The following is a 16,953-nucleotide window of genomic DNA, read 5'->3' on the forward strand; positions in this document are numbered from 1 at the left end:
ATTACCTCTTATTTAACAACGAACGCACCCACGGTCGGTGCTTTTCGCGTTGCAAAATTTCATTTTTAAGACGAATCAAAGTCACTGTGCCTACAAAAGCAGCAAAGGCTAAAATATTAACCATAAGAGGCCAAAACATACTTGGGTCTATTGCTTTGGTGTCTAGTTTTGTAATGCTTGCACCTTGGTGTAACGTATTCCACCACTCAACAGAGTAATGAATAATTGGTAAATTAATTACGCCAACAATCGCTAAAATAGAAGCCGCACGCCCTGCTGATTTTTTATCTTCAAACGCATGGTAAAGCGAAAGCACCCCAAGATATAAAAATAATAAAATAAGTTCAGACGTTAAACGTGCATCCCACACCCACCAAGCACCCCACATAGGTTTACCCCATGCAGCGCCAGTAATAAGCGCAATAGCAGTAATGCATGCACCAACAGGGGCTATAGCAATAACAGCAAGCTCAGCATTTCGTAGTTGCCATACAAGTGCAACAATGGCCGCAATTGCCATTGAGGAGTAAGCGCCCATAGATAAAATGGCAGAAGGAACATGAATAAAAATGATACGATAGCTGTCTTTTTGTTGGTAATCGGCAGGTGCAAAACCAAGCCCCCATACCCATCCAACAATCATACTAACCACGGTAACTACGGCAAAATAAGGCAGTAACGTATTGCATAACTGATATGCACGCTCTGCTTTAGCATAGGGATGTAACCACTTCCACATTAACTTACACTCACTTTTAAAGCTGACGATATGGCAATTGGTGCACTAATAATAGCAATAAGCAACATTGCACCAAGGATGGCAAGCTGCCCACTATAATCCAGCGACATTGTGCTGGTATCGATAGCTGACGTTGCAAAAATCAAAACAGGAATATACAAAGGCAGTACGAGTAAACTCATCAAAATACCCCCTTTTTGTAGCCCCACAGTAAGCCCAGCGCCAATTGCGCCAATAAAGCTCAATAGTGGTGTGCCTAATAATAATGTTAAGACGGTCGCAGTTAGCGCCGTACTTTCTAGGTTTAATAGCAATGCAAACAGCGGCGTCATTAATACAAGCGGAAGGCCTGTTACTACCCAATGTGCAGTAACCTTTGCGAGTACGGTTAACGATAACGGATAAGACGATGCAATTAACTGCTCCAAAGAGCCATCATTAAAATCATCTCTAAACAGCTTATCCAATCCCAACATGGTAGAAAGTAATGCGGCGACCCAAATAATACCTGGCGCCATTCTTGCCAATAGACCGGGCTCAGGCCCTATTGCTAACGGGAATAATGAAATTACAATTAAGAAAAACAAAATAGGATTTACAATTTCGGCGCGCTGGCGAAACGCAAGTTTTACATCTTTGGTAAATACCGCACTAAATAACAACCAATAAGAATGTTGACGAGTCATTAGTGGCGATACTCCAATGTAACCGTTTGCAAGTTACTAAAATGGGTCGTTAAATCTTGGTGGGTCGTTAATAAAATAGCACCACCGCTTTGTAAGTGTTCAGTAAATCGCTGCTGTAAAAAAGTAACGCCGCTTTTATCAAGCGCGGTAAATGGCTCATCAAGTACCCATAACTTAGCATCACTTAACCAAAGCCTTACCAAAGCTACACGTCGTTGTTGTCCAGCAGATAGCATCCTAACCGGTACATCTTCAAGCCCAACAAGGCCAAGTTGCGCTAGAATGGCATATAAGTCAGGCTCGTTTATGTAGCCATTAATTTGTAACCAATGGCGAACATTTTCAACTGCACTAAGCTGAGTATTTACACCTGTTTTATGGCCTATAAAGAGTAGTTCTCTGGCATACTCTTCGTAGTACTTAGATATAGGCTGTTCTTGAAATAAAACAGCCCCTTCATCAGGCACAGAGAAGCCTGCGATAATACGCAATAGCGATGTTTTACCAGCCCCATTAGGACCCGCTAATTGCATGATTTGACCGCTATTAAGGCTAAAATTAAGATCCGCAAACAAACAACGATCTTGCTTGATGCAGGTGACGGACTTAATGTGTAACAAGATGACGATTCTCTCTGCCAAAAATTAGGCGTTAGTCTACCATAATGATAGGGTAATACGAATATTGCTTTAAAATCGATTCACTTAAAATAGAGAAAACTTGATTTAAAATAATGAATACGCCAACGCAAATAACATTATCTAATTCATTGGTTATCAATCAGTCAACGACTCCCCAACCCAATGAGTTATCACAATTACCTAATGAGGTACTTGCGGCTAAAAACATTCAATTTTCGAAAGACTCGATTACGCTTGATGTATTGATTGATAGGCATTGGCAAACATTAAGGCTTGGCACTGCCAATGCACCTCAAAACTTACAAAAAATAGCCAGTGCTAACATACAGCTCAGCCCCGATGGCAAACAGCTCAACATCATGCCAAACACTACTACCCTGACTTTAAATCAACCAGTACAATTACAGCGTTTATTAAATTATGTAAGCACGGGCACTGAGGTACAAAGCAAACCACAGGATGTACAAGTCGTTGTATCCCCAACTCCCAAATTAGTTATTAATAAACTCAACGCGAGCATCCCAATCAATAAAGAGGTAGCGCAGTTACTTATAACCGAACAGCCTTTAAAAGTAGTTGTGAGCACCACTAATAAAGGCACACAGCTTAATGTTATTAATCGCTTTGCTGATACAGTTCATACGCAACCACTTAGCCAAGCTAAACTAACTAAATTACTCGTGGCTTTATTACCTAGTGCGCAACTGCAAGCAACGCCTAAACTCGCTATTTTAACTCATCCTCAAAAGTCAGGTTCGTTTACAACGCCTATTACTAATCAACAAGTTAGTGAACTACCCAACACGCCTATTAAAGTAAATTTAATAAATCAGGCAGATAAATTACTTATTGAAACCGATACTAACAATATAAAAGTGACGCTTAATAACTCATTTTCTAAACCGTTTAACGAGTTACTTTTAGCTCAAAAAAGCAGTGTACCCGAAATACCTTTTCCTGCGTCCACTATTAAAGCAAGCCCATTGCTTACACCTGATAGCCCCATAAAGTCGTGGCTACAAAGTAGCTTTAGTGATTTAAAAACGCGAATTAACGATGCGGTTAAATACTTTGAAAATAAGCCCTTTGCAGCAGCAAATAAACCTGAGCTAACACCACCATCTGTATTGTCTGCAATACAAAGGCCAGGCTTAATTGTACAAGTAACAGAATCACCGCTAACTAGAGTTAACATTACCCAACATGTAAGTACTGCGTTGAATAGCAATACGAGTAACATTTTACCAGAGCACTTTTCAAGACTCCCACCACTTGTACAATTAACTCAGCAAATAAAAGGAAGTGTTAGTGTTTGGCAATCACCTTCAAACACAGCAACAACCAACACACCAATAACAAATAATATTACTCAAAGTGAAGTGGCGAGCGCTAAGCCAAGTAATCCAAACGCGAGTCAATTGAGTGCTCTGAGTATTAGTACCAACAGTAAAGTTGATACGTTAATTAAGCCTACAAGTGAAATTGTTACTAAAGGGCAAACAACTTCTTCAGTGCAACAAGTAATAAACGGCAACAATCAAAACAGTGTAAACTCTGCCGGTATTAAAAACACGATCCCATTAGCAGAGCCGTTATCTAATATTGCCTCTCGTAGTCAAATGCTACAACCAATAGAAGCAAAGCTATTAAGCACATTATTAAAGCTTCCTGATACCACAATCCCTACGGATAGAGTGGCTGGTAACAAACAGCTTTTAAGTAGTCAAATTACTGACATTACAAATAGAGCAACAAAAGATACGCCCGATTTAACTCGCTTAATTAACCAAGCATTTAATCGCATGGTCTCAAGTAATAATATTAACCCTGCGACCATACAGCGTGAAGTGTTAGCCACCTTGCAACCATCCCAATTAACAGGTGATATACTACAAAGTAGCTTCACTAAAGGACTTGAACAAGTTGCAGTGAGTATTTTAGCAGCCCCTATAATTAGCCAATCAGTAACACCAATAAGCTTTAATAACCAAACTGGCTTAGATGCACTTTTACAAGTTCTCATACCTACTTTTAAGACCGGTAACGCGGGAGCAAAAATACTTGAGCAACTGCAGCAAGCTCAAGTTCAAGCATTAGCTAGCGAAATCGTACAAGTTAAAAACACACTTACCCAAGTAAGTGTTTCAACACCAAATCAGCAACCTGACACAAACCCGCTTGCACAGTTTTTATTACCAATGAAATTGCCGCCGGAGACCGCCCAAACAGAAATAACACTGGGGCAATATAAAAAGCCAAGCGCAGATAAATTAGAAGATAAAAATGTATGGTTTGTCAGGTTAAACTTTGATTATGCACAGATTGGGCAGTTACAAATTACCGCTGAGTTAATGGATAAAGCACTTGATTGCCAGCTATTAGCCTCGAGCCAAGAAATAAGCGCAATTGCTCACCCTCACTTAGATAATTTAAGATCCAAACTAGCTAAACATGGTTTACAAGTTGGAGAGCTCAACTTAAAGCGAGGCGATGCAAATAATCAGGCATTTTATAAATCTCATGCAATTATTAATATTAAGGTTTAGCTATGAGTGATACACCTATTAATAAGTCAGCCATTGGGCTTTTATATGAAGCTGGCAATACACCCACTGTAAGTGTAAAAGGGTTTGGTGAATTAGCTGACGAAATAATTGCGGCGGCAAAACTCAAAGGAATTATGATTCACGAAGATGCTGAGCTTGCTAAAACGTTGTCTCATTTGAGCTTAGGGGAGGAAATTCCTAAAGAACTTTATTATGTAATTGCAGAACTCATTGCGTTTTCATATGTATTAAGAGGTCAGTTTCCGCCAGGCTGGCAAGACTTTCAAGGTAAGTTAAATATTAAAGCATGAGCTTATTTATGCACTTGTAAACACAAAGGCGCTAAGCGCCTTTTTGCTTATGTAATGAAAATAGTAATTCAGCTTCTGCTCGCGGTAATTCGCATTCGCGTATCACCTCATCAAGATCGGCACCTAATTCAACCATTTTTACTGCACGAGAGTAAATTTTAGCATCAGGGTCATCGTATTTTTGCGCAGCTTGTTGTTGAACCAAATCTTGATTTTGTTGTTCAACCTCAAGCACTCGCTTACCAATACTTAAGAGCCCTGTTCTAAGCTCTGAAATCTCACTTCGCAAAATATGAGTTTGCTCTGAGCTATCTTTGAGCTGTTGCGACACTGCATTAACTTCATTCGCTTGTTTATTTTTTAATGCAATAATTAACGCCAGCGAGATAAGTCCTATCGCTAACGCTGATATAGCTATACTAAGTAACAGCATAATTTATTTGGTAAAGCTTATATATCGCTTAACTCATCCCATTCGTCATCACTGAGTAACTTATTTAAATCAACCAAAATCAGTAATTCATTATCACGATTACAAACGCCTTGAATAAACTTAGCACTTTCTTCAGTACCAACATTTGGTGCACTATCGATTTCAGAGCTGCGTAAATAAACCACTTCAGATACGCTGTCAGCTAAGATGCCGATAACTTGCTCTTCAGCTTCAATAATTAAGATACGAGAATTATCAGTTGCATCAGCAGCTAACAAACCAAAACGTGCACGAGTATCTATAACCGTTACAACGTTACCGCGTAAGTTAATAATACCAATAACGTAAGAAGGAGCACCTGGTACAGGGGCTATCTCAGTGTAACGAAGTATTTCTTGTACTTGCATTACATTTACGCCGTAGGTTTCTTCTTCTAGCTTAAACGTAACCCACTGTAAAATTTCATCATTATTATCTGCGTTTTTATTTGCTGACAGTAATTTATCTTGATTCATGCTATTACCCCGTAATGGTCATTACTACTGACGGCTATCTAAGCCTTTCTCTAATAATATATTTAAATTATCTACGTCTATTAAAGCACACATTTTTTCTTTTATAACACCAGCAAGCCATGGGCGCTTACTTTTATTTGTACGCCATTTTACATCTTCTTTACTCAATGTAATGTTATTTATCAACTTTTCAGCTAATAAGCCCCACTGGCTATCACCTAAGGTAATTAAATACTGATAATCTAAAGACGCTTCTAATTTATCATCATACTTTTCTGGCATTACCCACCGAGCAGTATCAACAACATTAAGCTTTTCTTCTCTATTGAGCATAACGCCTTTAAACCACTTTGGCTTACCAAACAAATGATTAACTTCACCTAATTGATGTATACCGCCTAATGCTTTTAGGGGTACAGCCAATGTTAAACCAGCAACTTCAAAAAATAATGCCTGAAATTCACCATCAAAATAGTCAGATTGGCTAGTGGTTACAATCTGTGGCTCTGGTTCTTCAATAGTCGTACTTATTGGCTCTATTACTTCATCGTCAATGGCTTTATTAACTTTTTCGGCTTCAATAATCGGTTCAACTATTGGCTTAATTTCGGCATTAAGTAAATCTTGATCAAATATTTTTTCTGCCGCTTTTATCTGTTCTTTAGGTTTTAAATGAATATGTTCTGGCTGCGAGTCGTGCGGCATTTGCTCGAGTAATTTTGCAACTGGCTCAAGGTTATCTACAGGCTCGTCTTCACATAACAAAGCCCCTAGGTATTGTTTCATTACTTTTTCATTAGCAAATAATTGCTTACTCATTCATTAACCTTGTTCAATTAAATATTCTAGCAGTGCTTTATATGCGTATACACCACGCGAACGAGGGCAATACTCTACAGGCACTTTTTGCGCAAAGCTTGCATCTCTAAATTTAGTATCCACCGGTATTACACCTGGCCAGACTTTATCACCATACGTACTTTGCAGTGTTTTATATGCTTCTAACGATGCTTTAGTACGTTTATCATACATAGTAGGGATTATAGTATATTGATAATCTTTCGCTTGAGAGGTTTGCATTAATTCCATAGTGCGCATCATTCTATCAAGCCCTTTAAGTGCTAAAAACTCCGTTTGCACTGGCACTAAAATTCGCTCACTTGCTGCAAGCGCATTGACCATTAACACCCCTAAAACGGGAGGGCAATCTAAAATTGCATAATCGTAATGCTCACTGATTTTTGCAAGTGCTTTTTTTAGTATTAATCCCATTCCTGTTTTATTACCCATACTTCTATCAAGCGTGGCTATTGCCATTGTTGCGGGTAAAATATCTAGGTTTTCAAGCGTTGATGGACATAGAGCTTGAAGTATCTCTTCACTTTGCATGCTTGTGCCACGAGCAAAAATATCGTACACACTCACTTCTAAATCTTCTGAGTCAATGCCAAAGTAATAAGTGAGTGATGCATGAGGGTCTGTATCTATAAGCAACACACGCTTACCCTGCAAAGCTAAAATACCGGCAAGGCTCACTGCAGTTGTTGTTTTCCCAACACCACCTTTTTGATTTGCGACAGTCCAAATCTTCACATTACATCCTAATTACTGTTCATTGCGTGTTGTTATGCGAATACCACCATGAGGCAAACGAATTATTTTTATTGTATCGTCATCTGAAGGGAGCTCAATTTCAGGCTTTGCCACTACTGGTTTATTAACTTGTTCATCACCTTTAATGTATTGTATTGGTGGTAAACCATACTTAGAAAGTGCAATAACAACTTTACGATTTTCTGCTCGCCCTTGTTCTGTATCGTTACTTACAAAAGGTGAATATTGACCATAACCTTCTATCGCCATTCTGGCAGAATTAATACCTAATGCTTCTAGTTCTACTAAGATAGACGTTGCTCTAGCAACCGAGAGTTCCCAATTTGAGCGAAATATCTCGTTGCGAATACTTTCATCATCAGTATAGCCACGCACCCTAATATAGTTATCTACTGGAGCAATAATATCTTTAACAATTTTGACGACTTGCTTTGCTCTTGAGTGTGCAACTGAGCTACCACTTGAAAATAACATACCTGAGCTGAGCTCTATAATCAGCCAATCTTGATTCAGCTCTAAGCTGGCTTCTCCGTCACGAATTTCATCAATAAGCGCTGACTGCAGCTTAGCAAGTAAGCTATCGAGTGGTTTTCCTAAATATTTCTGTTGTATGTTACTTGTATCACTTTGACCGTCGAGTAACTCTGGACCTTGTTCTTCTTTTAAAATACTTTCACCATAAAGAACTTCTTGTTCTGGGCTAACTCTATCAGTCAATATTCCATTACCATTGACGCCCTCACCTTGCTGGGAGTGCTGGCGGGCAGATTTATCAAAAACGTGTTCAAGGGAGTCTGACAATATTTGAAATTGTTCTTCTTTGTTAATCGCTATTGCATACAGCACCACAAAAAAAGCAAACATAATCGTCATGTAGTCGGCATACGATACAAGCCAACGTTCTGTATGCTGACTTTTAGGATCAGAGTGACGAAGTCGTCGGCGTAACATGTTATTCGTCCACTAGATTAGGACGCTCTACACGGTAGGCTTCAAGCTTTAATTCAATATTTACTGGGCTTTCGCCAACACTTATTGCAATCACGCCTTCGGCAAGCATTTCATGATAAAGCATTTTTTGCTCTACACGCTGTTTTAACTTATTTGCCATAGGTAAAAACAATAAATTAGCTAAACCAACACCATAAATGGTCGCAATAAATGCAGTAGCAACACCCGCACCAAGCATTTGCGGGTCGGTAATAAACGACATAGCCTGTATTAAACCAAGTACCGCACCTAAAATACCAATGGTAGGGCTGTAGCCTCCCATTGCTTCATAAACACGTGCGGCTTCAAGTAAACGATCACGCTCTAACAGTAAGTCAATTTCAAGAGTGTCACGTAGCTTTTGCTCTGAGCAACCATCTACAAGTAGACTTAAACCTTTTGCAGCATACGCATCTGGATGAGCTAGCGCCTCATTTTCAAGCGCTAAGTAACCTTCTTGACGCGCCTTATAAGACCATCGTTTAACTTGCTCTATTGCGTCTTCAATATCGTATTGTGGCGCAACAAAAACCCAAGAGCTCATATTTAGCATTTTTTTGAATGTGCTGGCCGATGTTTGTAACATAACAGCGCCAAGCGTGCCGCCTAATACAATAATAAGCGCAGGGCCATTAAATAGTGCAGAAACAACGCCGCCTTCTAAAGAGTAACCTAGACCTATTGCACCTAGTGCTACAAATAGTCCAAATATTGAGAGCTTATCCACAACCCACCTCTCTCTTTATGCGCGCTGCAAAATCATTCAGTGCTAAGCTTTCACTCGAAAGTCCCGCATTAGCGATAGCTTGAGGCATTCCATAAACAACACAGCTTTTCTCATCTTGCGCCCAAATAGTTGCACCTGTTTGTTTTAACATTCTTGCACCGTCACGTCCATCAGCGCCCATACCTGTTAAAACAATAGCAAGCACATCGCCTTGATACGTTTTTGCTGCACTGGCAAAAGTTACATCCACACTCGGTTTATAGCTTATTCTCTCACTATGATCTTCAAATACCCGCAGTGTTCTATTTGCGCCACGCCCTTCTACCATCATCTGCTGTCCGCCGGGTGCTAAATAAGCTGTTCCAGGCTGTAAGCGGTCACCTTGTTGCGCTTCTTTCACTTTTATTTGGCACAGGCCATTTAAGCGTGCCGCAAATGCGGGTGTAAAAGCCGCAGGCATATGCTGAATAAGCAAAATAGGATGAGGAAAATTAGCTGGCAATTGAGTTAATATAGTTTGTAGTGCAACAGGACCACCTGTGGAAGTACCTATAGCCACAAGCTGGTATTGCTTTCCACTTGCTCGCATTGAGGCAATACTTGTACCTGACGGTGCTTTAGGTGCTGCTCCTTGAAAGCTTCTATCGGGTTGTTTTATCGAAGGTGTTGGTGTGCTTGTTCTTTGAGAAAGTGTACTTGTTGTTGGTTTGGCTGGAATTACTGACTTAGGTGGCGTTGCAGCTCTAAACGTTCGCGGTAAGCGTCTTCGCCCTATATCTTTCACTTTATTTTGCAAAAGCTTTATAGCGTCTTCATTATTGCGAGCGATGTCTTCAAATTTTTTCGGTAAGAAATCCATTGCTCCCGCATCTAGCGCATCAAACGTTGCTGTCGCGCCATCACGTGTTAAAGATGAAAACATTAAGATCGGCGTTGGATTACTCGCCATTATCTCTTTAACTGCGCTAATACCATCAAGCACAGGCATTTCTACATCCATAGTGATCATATCTGGACGTAGCTGAGCTGCCTTTTCAACAGCCTCTCTGCCATTAACAGCAAAGCCTATAACTTGTATGTCGCTGTCTTGCTCAAGAATTTCGCTTACTCTACGGCGAAAAAAGCTTGAATCATCAACAACTAAAACTTTAACGGCCATTTAGCTCTCTTATTAAATTTATGCGTAGGTATATATTAAATATATACCTACTTTATTATTAGCCTGCGTAATGTTTTAACATGTTTGGAACGTCTAAAATTAGTGCAATGCCACCATCTGAAGTAATTGTAGCACCTGCCATGCCTGGGGTACCTTGTAGTAACGCATCAAGTGGTTTAATGACAACTTCTTCTTGACCTATTAATGAGTCAACAACAAAACCAATTTGCTGAGTACCAATTTGCACGATAACGACGTGACCTTGTGATTTTCGCTTCGAACGATCTGACCCTTTAACTAACCAATGCTCGAGGTAAAATAACGGTATTGCCTTTTTACGCACAATAATTGTTAATTGCCCATCTACCACATTTGTCTTCGTTAAATCTAAGTTGAATATCTCACTAACACCAGCAAGTGGTAACGCAAATGTTTGTGCGCCAACAATGACCATTAAGGTTGGTAATATAGCTAAGGTAAGTGGTACTTTAATCTCTAAAATAGTACCGACGCCTAGTTCAGATTGAATACTTACAGAACCGTTTAATTGGGTGATTTTAGTTTTCACCACATCCATTCCAACACCACGGCCTGAAATATCAGATATTTCTTCTTTTGTAGAAAAGCCGGGTGCAAAAATCAAGTTATATGCTTCAGTGTCAGAAAGTCGACTTGCTTGGTCGTGATCAAGCACACCTTTACTAATTGCTATTTTTTTCAGCTTTTCAGCATCCATACCTGCGCCATCATCTTTAATGGTAAGCAAAATATGGTCGCCTTCTTGAGACGCTGATAAAGTAACATTACCTGTTCTCGGCTTTCCTGCAGCCTCACGAACAGCTGGCATTTCGATACCATGGTCAACTGAGTTTCGAACTAAATGCACAAGAGGATCAGCAAGGGCTTCAACCAAGTTTTTATCTAAATCAGTTTCTTCACCTACAAGCTTTAGGTCAATATCTTTGTTTAAGCTGCGTGCTAAATCGCGAACCACGCGAGGGAAACGACCAAATACCTTTTTAATTGGTTGCATTCGCGTTTGCATAACCGCACCTTGAATATCAGCAGTCACCACATCTAAGTTAGAGATTGCTTTACCCATGGCTTCACTGTCTGAGTTAGTAGCTAAACTAACCAAACGGTTTCGTACCAGTACTAACTCACCAACCATATTCATAATTTGGTCAAGTCGTTTTGTGTCTACGCGAACTGTCGTCTCTGCTGCTGGCGGTGCTGATTTTTTAGGCGTTACTGGCGCTGCTTTAGCTATCGGTTTTTCTGCCGGTTTAGAAACGGGTACTTTTGCAGGTTCAGGTTTGCTTGCAGGCACACTCGCTTTTTCAGCTGGTTTAGCAGGAATATTTGGCTGTTTCACCGCAGGAACGCTTTCTATTGATTTAGGTGCAGTACCTTTGCCATGAAGTTCATCAAGGAGTGCTTCAAACTCATCATCACTAATTTCATCACCTGATGGATTAGAAGTATTTGAGGCTGGTTTAGCTTCATCTATAGGCGCTTTAACTGCATTATTTTGTTCAGGTGCTTCACTCGCAACCTCACCAAAACTGCCAACACCGTGTAACTCGTCTAATAAGCTGTCAAATTCATCATCAGTAATATCACCATTAAAATCACTACTACTTACTGCTGGCTTTTCAACTACAGGACTTTGACCTTTACCATGTAGTTCATCAAGCAAGTTTTCAAATTCGTCCTCAGTGATTTCATCTATCTCAGCGTCACTAACCGAAGGAGTTCCACTAAATAGTTCATCAAATGCAAAAGGATCTTCATCATCAGCTATTGGCGTATCAGCTACTTCATTATGAGGCTGTTCAACTTCAGTTTGTGAAGAGACTCCATTAAGCTCATCTTCTGTTGGGGGTAAGCCCAAAATATGGAGGGTGTGAAGTAATTCAGGATCTGCAGGTTCTGGCTTATCCCTATTTTGAATAGTCGCGAACATTTCATTAATGGTGTCGAGCGCTTGTAAAATAACATCCATTAACTCTGAATTGACAGTTCGCACGCCTTGACGTAATAAATCAAATACGTTTTCAGCGCCATGGCAAGCATCAACAAGTTCTGTCATCGCTAAAAAGCCTGCTCCACCTTTTACAGTGTGAAAGCCTCTAAATATAGCGTTTAGTAACTCTGTATCTTCTGGATTATTTTCCAGTTCAACTAACTGTTCAGATAAAAGCTCTAGGATTTCTCCTGCCTCTACAAGAAAGTCTTGTAAAATATCTTCATCGACTTCAAACATGCAGTTACTCTCCTCTTAGAAGCCCAAACTTGATAAAAGATCATCGACTTCATCTTGATCAGATACAACATCATTACGCGATTCTTTATCAATAATAGGGCCTTCAGGACCTGCTAAAGTTTGTGTGGCAACTGGTTCTTTTATTTTTTGTTGTTCTACTTTATTCGCTGTGTTGTCACTATCATCTTGTTCAGCAAAAGCTGTTAAAAGATGAAGTAAGCTTTCTTCTACTTCTCTAACAAGTTCTATAACACGACGAATAACTTGACCCGTTAAGTCTTGATAATCTTGAGCCATTAGTACATTTGTCATTAAGCTTTGAAGCTCATCAGTTTTGTGATGAGAGTTATTCATAAACTTATCGATACTATGGCAAAGTTGTTTAAACTCACCAAGCTCAATCTCGCGACTCATTAAACGATCCCATGTCGGTTTGATATGAGATATTTCATCTGCCAGTTGTTGAGCTATAGGTAAACTAGCCTCAACAGCATCCATTGTTTTATTAGCCGCATTCTCTGTCATTTCTATGACATAATTAAGCCGCTTTTTAGCATCTGGAATAGCATCAGTCGTTATATTAGTTAAGCGAGTATCAAGCTCAAAGCTTTTAAGTGCTTCGTGCAGTTGACGAGTCAACTTCCCAACTTCAGCAAATAATTTAGACTGCTCTTGTGAAGCGGTCTCTAAAATCAACTCATTTGCCTTATCTTGCTCATCGTTTTCTAAAAAAATGACGAGTTGACGAGCTTGTTCTAACGTTATTTGAGGCGCAGCTGGTGCTGACATAAGCCTCTCCCCCATCATTAGCCTAAGCGTTCAAATACTTTTTCTAATTTAGTTTTTAATGTTCCAGCCGTAAACGGCTTAACAATATAACCATTAACGCCAGCTTGCGCTGCAGCTATTATTTGTTCTTTTTTAGCTTCTGCCGTTACCATCAATACAGGGATATGTTTTAACTTATCATCTGCACGAATTGCTCTTAAAAGGTCAATGCCTTGCATTCCAGGCATATTCCAATCTGTAACCACAAAATCAAATACTTGATTTTGTAACATAGGCAAAGCTGTAGACCCGTCATCAGCTTCTTGAACGTTAGTGAAACCTAAGTCACGTAATAGGTTTTTTATAATTCGTCTCATCGTTGAAAAATCATCAACTACAAGAATTTTCATGTTTTTATCCAAAACATCCCCCAGTGAGGTATTAACCTTAGTTTACTTACTACTAGTTTATCCAGTCATTGATTTTAGCTTTAAGCTTAATCATCGCCTGACCATGTATCTGACTTACACGCGATTCGCTTACATCGAGTATATGTCCTATCTCTTTTAAATTCATTTCATCGTTATAGTACAAAGAAAGCACCATTGCATCACGCTCTGGTAATGACTTTATCGCGCTTAGCAAAGACTCATTAAACCGGTCATTTTTAACATTATTAAAAGGTTTGTCTAGCGCTAAATCTTGGCCTACGGGAGTAATAACATCCTCATCGACACCAAGGTCTTCTATGCCTAATACTTTACTGGTATTAACATCATTTAAAATATGATGGTACTCATTGAGCGAAATTTCAAGTTTTTCAGCAACTTCTGTATCTGTTGGTTCGCGGTTCAGACTACTTTCGAGCCCAGTAATTGCTTCTGCAACTTGTCGGCTTTTACGGTGTACTGAACGAGGAGCCCAATCACCACGGCGCATTTCATCAAGCATAGCACCGCGAATACGAATACCAGCAAAGGTCTCAAAGCTTGCACCTTTTGTCGCATCAAAGTTTTTTGAAGCTTCTATTAAACCTATCATTCCTGATTGAATTAAATCATCAAGCTGAACGCTAGGTGGTAATCGAGCAATTAGATGACAAGCCACTTTTTTTACAAGTGATGCATGTTTCTCAACAATCACATTTAAGTTTTGTGTTGATTGATATCCCATAGCTCTATTCACCAGTGTTGTCATAATTAGCCGTTTACTAGTTTCTCAATGAAAAACTCTAAATGCCCAGATGGTTGATTTGGTATTGGCCATTTAACTGCTTTTGTTGCCAGTGTTTTAAACGCAAGAGCGGCTGGCGAATTTGGAAAGAGTTCTACGATTACTTTTTGACGACGTGTTGCTTTGCGCATATTTTCGTCATAAGGAACCGTTGCGACTAGCTCCATTGATACATCTAAAAAGCGATCTGTTACTTTAGAAAGCTTTGCAAATAATTCGGTACCTTCACGCATACTGCGGACCATATTGGCGACAATTTTAAACTTATAAACACCGTGCTCACGGCTTAATACTTTAATAAGTGCGTAAGCATCCGTTATTGATGTTGGTTCATCGCACACGACAACCATTACATCTTGTGCCGCGCGAGAAAAGCTCAGTACCATGTCTGAAATACCAGCGGCGGTATCTACAATTAAAATATCAAATTCGGTATTTAATTCGCTAAACGCACGAATTAGTCCAGCATGCTCAGATGGCGATAGCTCCACCATACTTTGCGAACCAGACGTAGCGGGTACAATTTTAATACCTGCTGGGCCTTCAACTAAAATTTCGTCAAGCTCACATTCACCAGACAAAACGTGTGATAAATTACGCTCTACACGTAAACCAAGCATTACATCACAGTTTGCTAAACCTAAGTCAGCATCCAGCACTAATACTCTGTTACCTTGTTGCCCTAGTGCAATAGCTGTATTTAGAGAAACATTTGTTTTCCCTACTCCACCTTTACCACCGGTTACAGCGATAACTTTTACGCCGTTGTTATTGTTTTGACTCATCTTGCGCAGGCCGCTTGCTTGATCTAATACTGTGTTAATCATACATCCCTACTGTACTTGGCGCCACTGCTTGGTGCCTTGAATGTTGTGCTTTTATTCTTTTTAAATATAATTGCTCAGCCTTTTTCACTAGTTTTTCAGCATTTGCAACACGAATATCTTCTGGTACTCGTTGACCGTTAGTAAGATACCCTATTGGAAGACGATTTTGAATCGCAATACTAATAATCTCACCCAAACTCAAAGATTCATCTAACTTAGTGAAAATACAACCACTTAACTGTACTTTTTTAAAGTGGCGTACTGTTTCTTGTAATACATTAATTTGTGCTGTCGCGCTTAGTACTAGGTAGCTGCGAATATCCACACGTTGGTTGCGCATTAACGTGTTTAACTGCTCAGTTAAACGTAAATCTCGTTGGCTCATACCTGCTGTATCAATTAATACTAGACGTTTATTTCGTAAATGATATAAAACTTCAGCTAATTCATTAGCATCTTTAACTTGTTTTACACCGCAACCAATAATACGGCCATATGTTGCAAGTTGCTCATAGGCTCCAATTCTGTACGTATCAGTGGTTATTAACGCCACTTTATCAGCGCCATATTTTTGTGCGCCTAACGCTGCAAGCTTAGCCACAGTTGTTGTTTTACCTACACCGGTTGGACCTACTAATGCATATACACCACCTTGGCGAAGTATTTCATTATTGGTTGTTTGCATTTGATCTTCGACCATCGTTAACAATGCTTTCCAGCCTTGTTGACGAGACACATCATCAGGTACAAAACATGCCATTTGTTGTGCTACTTCTTTATCAATGCCCATACCGACTAAACGATCAACCATGCAAGCACGTGTTGGATCGCGACGCGCCATATCTTGCTGCATTAAACCCGATACTTGATGCTCTAATAACTGACGAATTGCGTTCATTTCTTCACGCATTGTTGTCATTTCTTCGCTTTCATTATTAGGTTTTTGCTGGCGAGCAGTTACTGGGCTGTCTAAATCATCAAAGTCGCTGTCTAAATCGTCAAAACCTAAGCTATCGGCTTGCGTATGTGGACGTGCAGGGGCTACATCATCACGTGCAAACATATTATTAGTAGGACGCGCTTTAGCTACAGGTTCCTGGTAGTTATCTGTAGTATCAATACCTGATTGAGAAAACATTGACGCAAGCTCTGGGGAGCGAGGACGCGGTGATTGACGCTCTAATAAGGCTTGTAAGCTATCTGCTACTTTTGCTTGAGGTTCAGGTTTGGCACGCTGAGGTTCTGATTTTACAAAGTTGTGCATACTTTGCTGTGGCGCTTGAGCACGCGGCTCTGCATTGCCTTGTGGTTGCGCTGTTGCTTTAGGGGCTGCTTTGTCATAATCAACTGCCGCTACAATTTCTACACCGTTAGCCAGCTTTTTATTTGACATAATAACCGCATCAACACCTAACTCATCTTTAACTTCTTTAAGTGCTGTGCGCATATCTTTAGCAAAAAAACGTTTAATTTTCATGATTCAACCCCTTTTAAAATC

Annotated in this window: 18 protein-coding genes; 2 read left to right on the top strand and 16 right to left on the bottom strand. The window is 39.8% G+C overall.

Annotation, left to right across the window (positions count from 1 at the left end; genetic code table 11):
• Position 1: 1 nt before the first annotated feature.
• Genes WNY79_RS11970 through ccmA form a run of 3 tightly spaced genes read right to left on the bottom strand, consistent with a single transcriptional unit; the run spans position 2 to position 2,045 of the window.
• Positions 2-739 carry a heme ABC transporter permease gene (locus tag WNY79_RS11970; RefSeq protein WP_024599194.1) on the bottom strand — a complete coding sequence of 246 codons (738 nt, stop codon included), beginning with the start codon at positions 737-739 and terminating at the stop codon, positions 2-4.
• Positions 739-1,425, bottom strand: coding sequence for a heme exporter protein CcmB (gene ccmB / locus WNY79_RS11975; RefSeq protein ID WP_024599195.1), 687 nt, complete (start codon positions 1,423-1,425; stop codon positions 739-741). Before ccmB ends, WNY79_RS11970 begins: the two co-directional genes overlap by 1 nt.
• The gene (gene ccmA, locus WNY79_RS11980) at positions 1,425-2,045 is read right to left on the bottom strand and encodes a cytochrome c biogenesis heme-transporting ATPase CcmA (protein ID WP_342875948.1); all 621 of its coding nucleotides are present in this window, start codon (positions 2,043-2,045) and stop codon (positions 1,425-1,427) included. Before ccmA ends, ccmB begins: the two co-directional genes overlap by 1 nt.
• Positions 2,046-2,158: 113 nt before the next feature.
• Between ccmA and WNY79_RS11985 the strand changes: the two genes are divergently transcribed.
• Complete coding sequence (locus WNY79_RS11985) at positions 2,159-4,612, top strand: flagellar hook-length control protein FliK (protein ID WP_342875949.1); 2,454 nt, start codon at positions 2,159-2,161, stop codon at positions 4,610-4,612.
• A gap of 2 nt (positions 4,613-4,614) precedes the next feature.
• Positions 4,615-4,923 carry an EscU/YscU/HrcU family type III secretion system export apparatus switch protein gene (locus tag WNY79_RS11990; protein WP_076923499.1) on the top strand — a complete coding sequence of 103 codons (309 nt, stop codon included), beginning with the start codon at positions 4,615-4,617 and terminating at the stop codon, positions 4,921-4,923.
• A 31-nt stretch (positions 4,924-4,954) separates the two neighbouring features.
• On the opposite strand, the gene WNY79_RS11995 is transcribed toward WNY79_RS11990, so the two are convergent.
• From WNY79_RS11995 to flhF, 13 genes are read right to left on the bottom strand one after another with little or no spacing between them, the layout of a single operon-like run.
• Positions 4,955-5,356 carry a DUF2802 domain-containing protein gene (locus WNY79_RS11995; RefSeq protein ID WP_076923500.1) on the bottom strand — a complete coding sequence of 134 codons (402 nt, stop codon included), beginning with the start codon at positions 5,354-5,356 and terminating at the stop codon, positions 4,955-4,957.
• A gap of 17 nt (positions 5,357-5,373) precedes the next feature.
• Positions 5,374-5,871 carry a chemotaxis protein CheW gene (locus tag WNY79_RS12000; RefSeq protein WP_002959294.1) on the bottom strand — a complete coding sequence of 166 codons (498 nt, stop codon included), beginning with the start codon at positions 5,869-5,871 and terminating at the stop codon, positions 5,374-5,376.
• Positions 5,872-5,895: 24 nt separating this feature from the next.
• On the bottom strand, positions 5,896-6,690 hold the full coding sequence (locus tag WNY79_RS12005) for a chemotaxis protein CheW (protein ID WP_342875950.1): 795 nt from the start codon (positions 6,688-6,690) through the stop codon (positions 5,896-5,898).
• Between the two features lie 3 nt (positions 6,691-6,693).
• Positions 6,694-7,464, bottom strand: coding sequence for a ParA family protein (locus tag WNY79_RS12010; RefSeq protein WP_007585827.1), 771 nt, complete (start codon positions 7,462-7,464; stop codon positions 6,694-6,696).
• Between the two features lie 12 nt (positions 7,465-7,476).
• Entirely contained in the window at positions 7,477-8,436 is a 960-nt protein-coding gene (locus WNY79_RS12015) for a flagellar motor protein MotB (protein ID WP_170071843.1), read from the bottom strand.
• Between the two features lies 1 nt (position 8,437).
• Complete coding sequence (locus WNY79_RS12020) at positions 8,438-9,202, bottom strand: flagellar motor protein (RefSeq protein WP_024599203.1); 765 nt, start codon at positions 9,200-9,202, stop codon at positions 8,438-8,440.
• Positions 9,195-10,361 (bottom strand): chemotaxis response regulator protein-glutamate methylesterase, encoded by a 1,167-nt coding sequence (locus tag WNY79_RS12025; RefSeq protein ID WP_342875951.1) that lies wholly within the window; start codon positions 10,359-10,361, stop codon positions 9,195-9,197. The genes WNY79_RS12020 and WNY79_RS12025 overlap by 8 nt, the downstream gene beginning before the upstream one ends.
• Positions 10,362-10,419: 58 nt before the next feature.
• On the bottom strand, positions 10,420-12,627 hold the full coding sequence (locus tag WNY79_RS12030; protein ID WP_342875952.1) for a chemotaxis protein CheA: 2,208 nt from the start codon (positions 12,625-12,627) through the stop codon (positions 10,420-10,422).
• 15 nt (positions 12,628-12,642) lie between these two features.
• Positions 12,643-13,416, bottom strand: coding sequence for a protein phosphatase CheZ (locus WNY79_RS12035; RefSeq protein ID WP_024599206.1), 774 nt, complete (start codon positions 13,414-13,416; stop codon positions 12,643-12,645).
• Between the two features lie 17 nt (positions 13,417-13,433).
• Positions 13,434-13,817, bottom strand: a complete 384-nt coding sequence (gene cheY / locus WNY79_RS12040; protein ID WP_008132609.1) for a chemotaxis response regulator CheY — start codon at positions 13,815-13,817, stop codon at positions 13,434-13,436.
• 40 nt (positions 13,818-13,857) lie between these two features.
• Positions 13,858-14,568: an RNA polymerase sigma factor FliA gene (locus tag WNY79_RS12045; RefSeq protein ID WP_024599207.1), complete on the bottom strand. Its 711-nt coding sequence runs from the start codon at positions 14,566-14,568 to the stop codon at positions 13,858-13,860.
• Between the two features lie 26 nt (positions 14,569-14,594).
• On the bottom strand, positions 14,595-15,455 hold the full coding sequence (locus WNY79_RS12050) for a MinD/ParA family protein (RefSeq protein WP_002959312.1): 861 nt from the start codon (positions 15,453-15,455) through the stop codon (positions 14,595-14,597).
• Positions 15,448-16,932, bottom strand: a complete 1,485-nt coding sequence (gene flhF / locus WNY79_RS12055; RefSeq protein WP_076923504.1) for a flagellar biosynthesis protein FlhF — start codon at positions 16,930-16,932, stop codon at positions 15,448-15,450. The genes WNY79_RS12050 and flhF overlap by 8 nt, the downstream gene beginning before the upstream one ends.
• Positions 16,933-16,953 lie beyond the last annotated feature (21 nt).

It is taken from the genome of Pseudoalteromonas sp. AS84 (genome assembly GCF_038900255.1).
Taxonomy (GTDB): domain Bacteria; phylum Pseudomonadota; class Gammaproteobacteria; order Enterobacterales; family Alteromonadaceae; genus Pseudoalteromonas.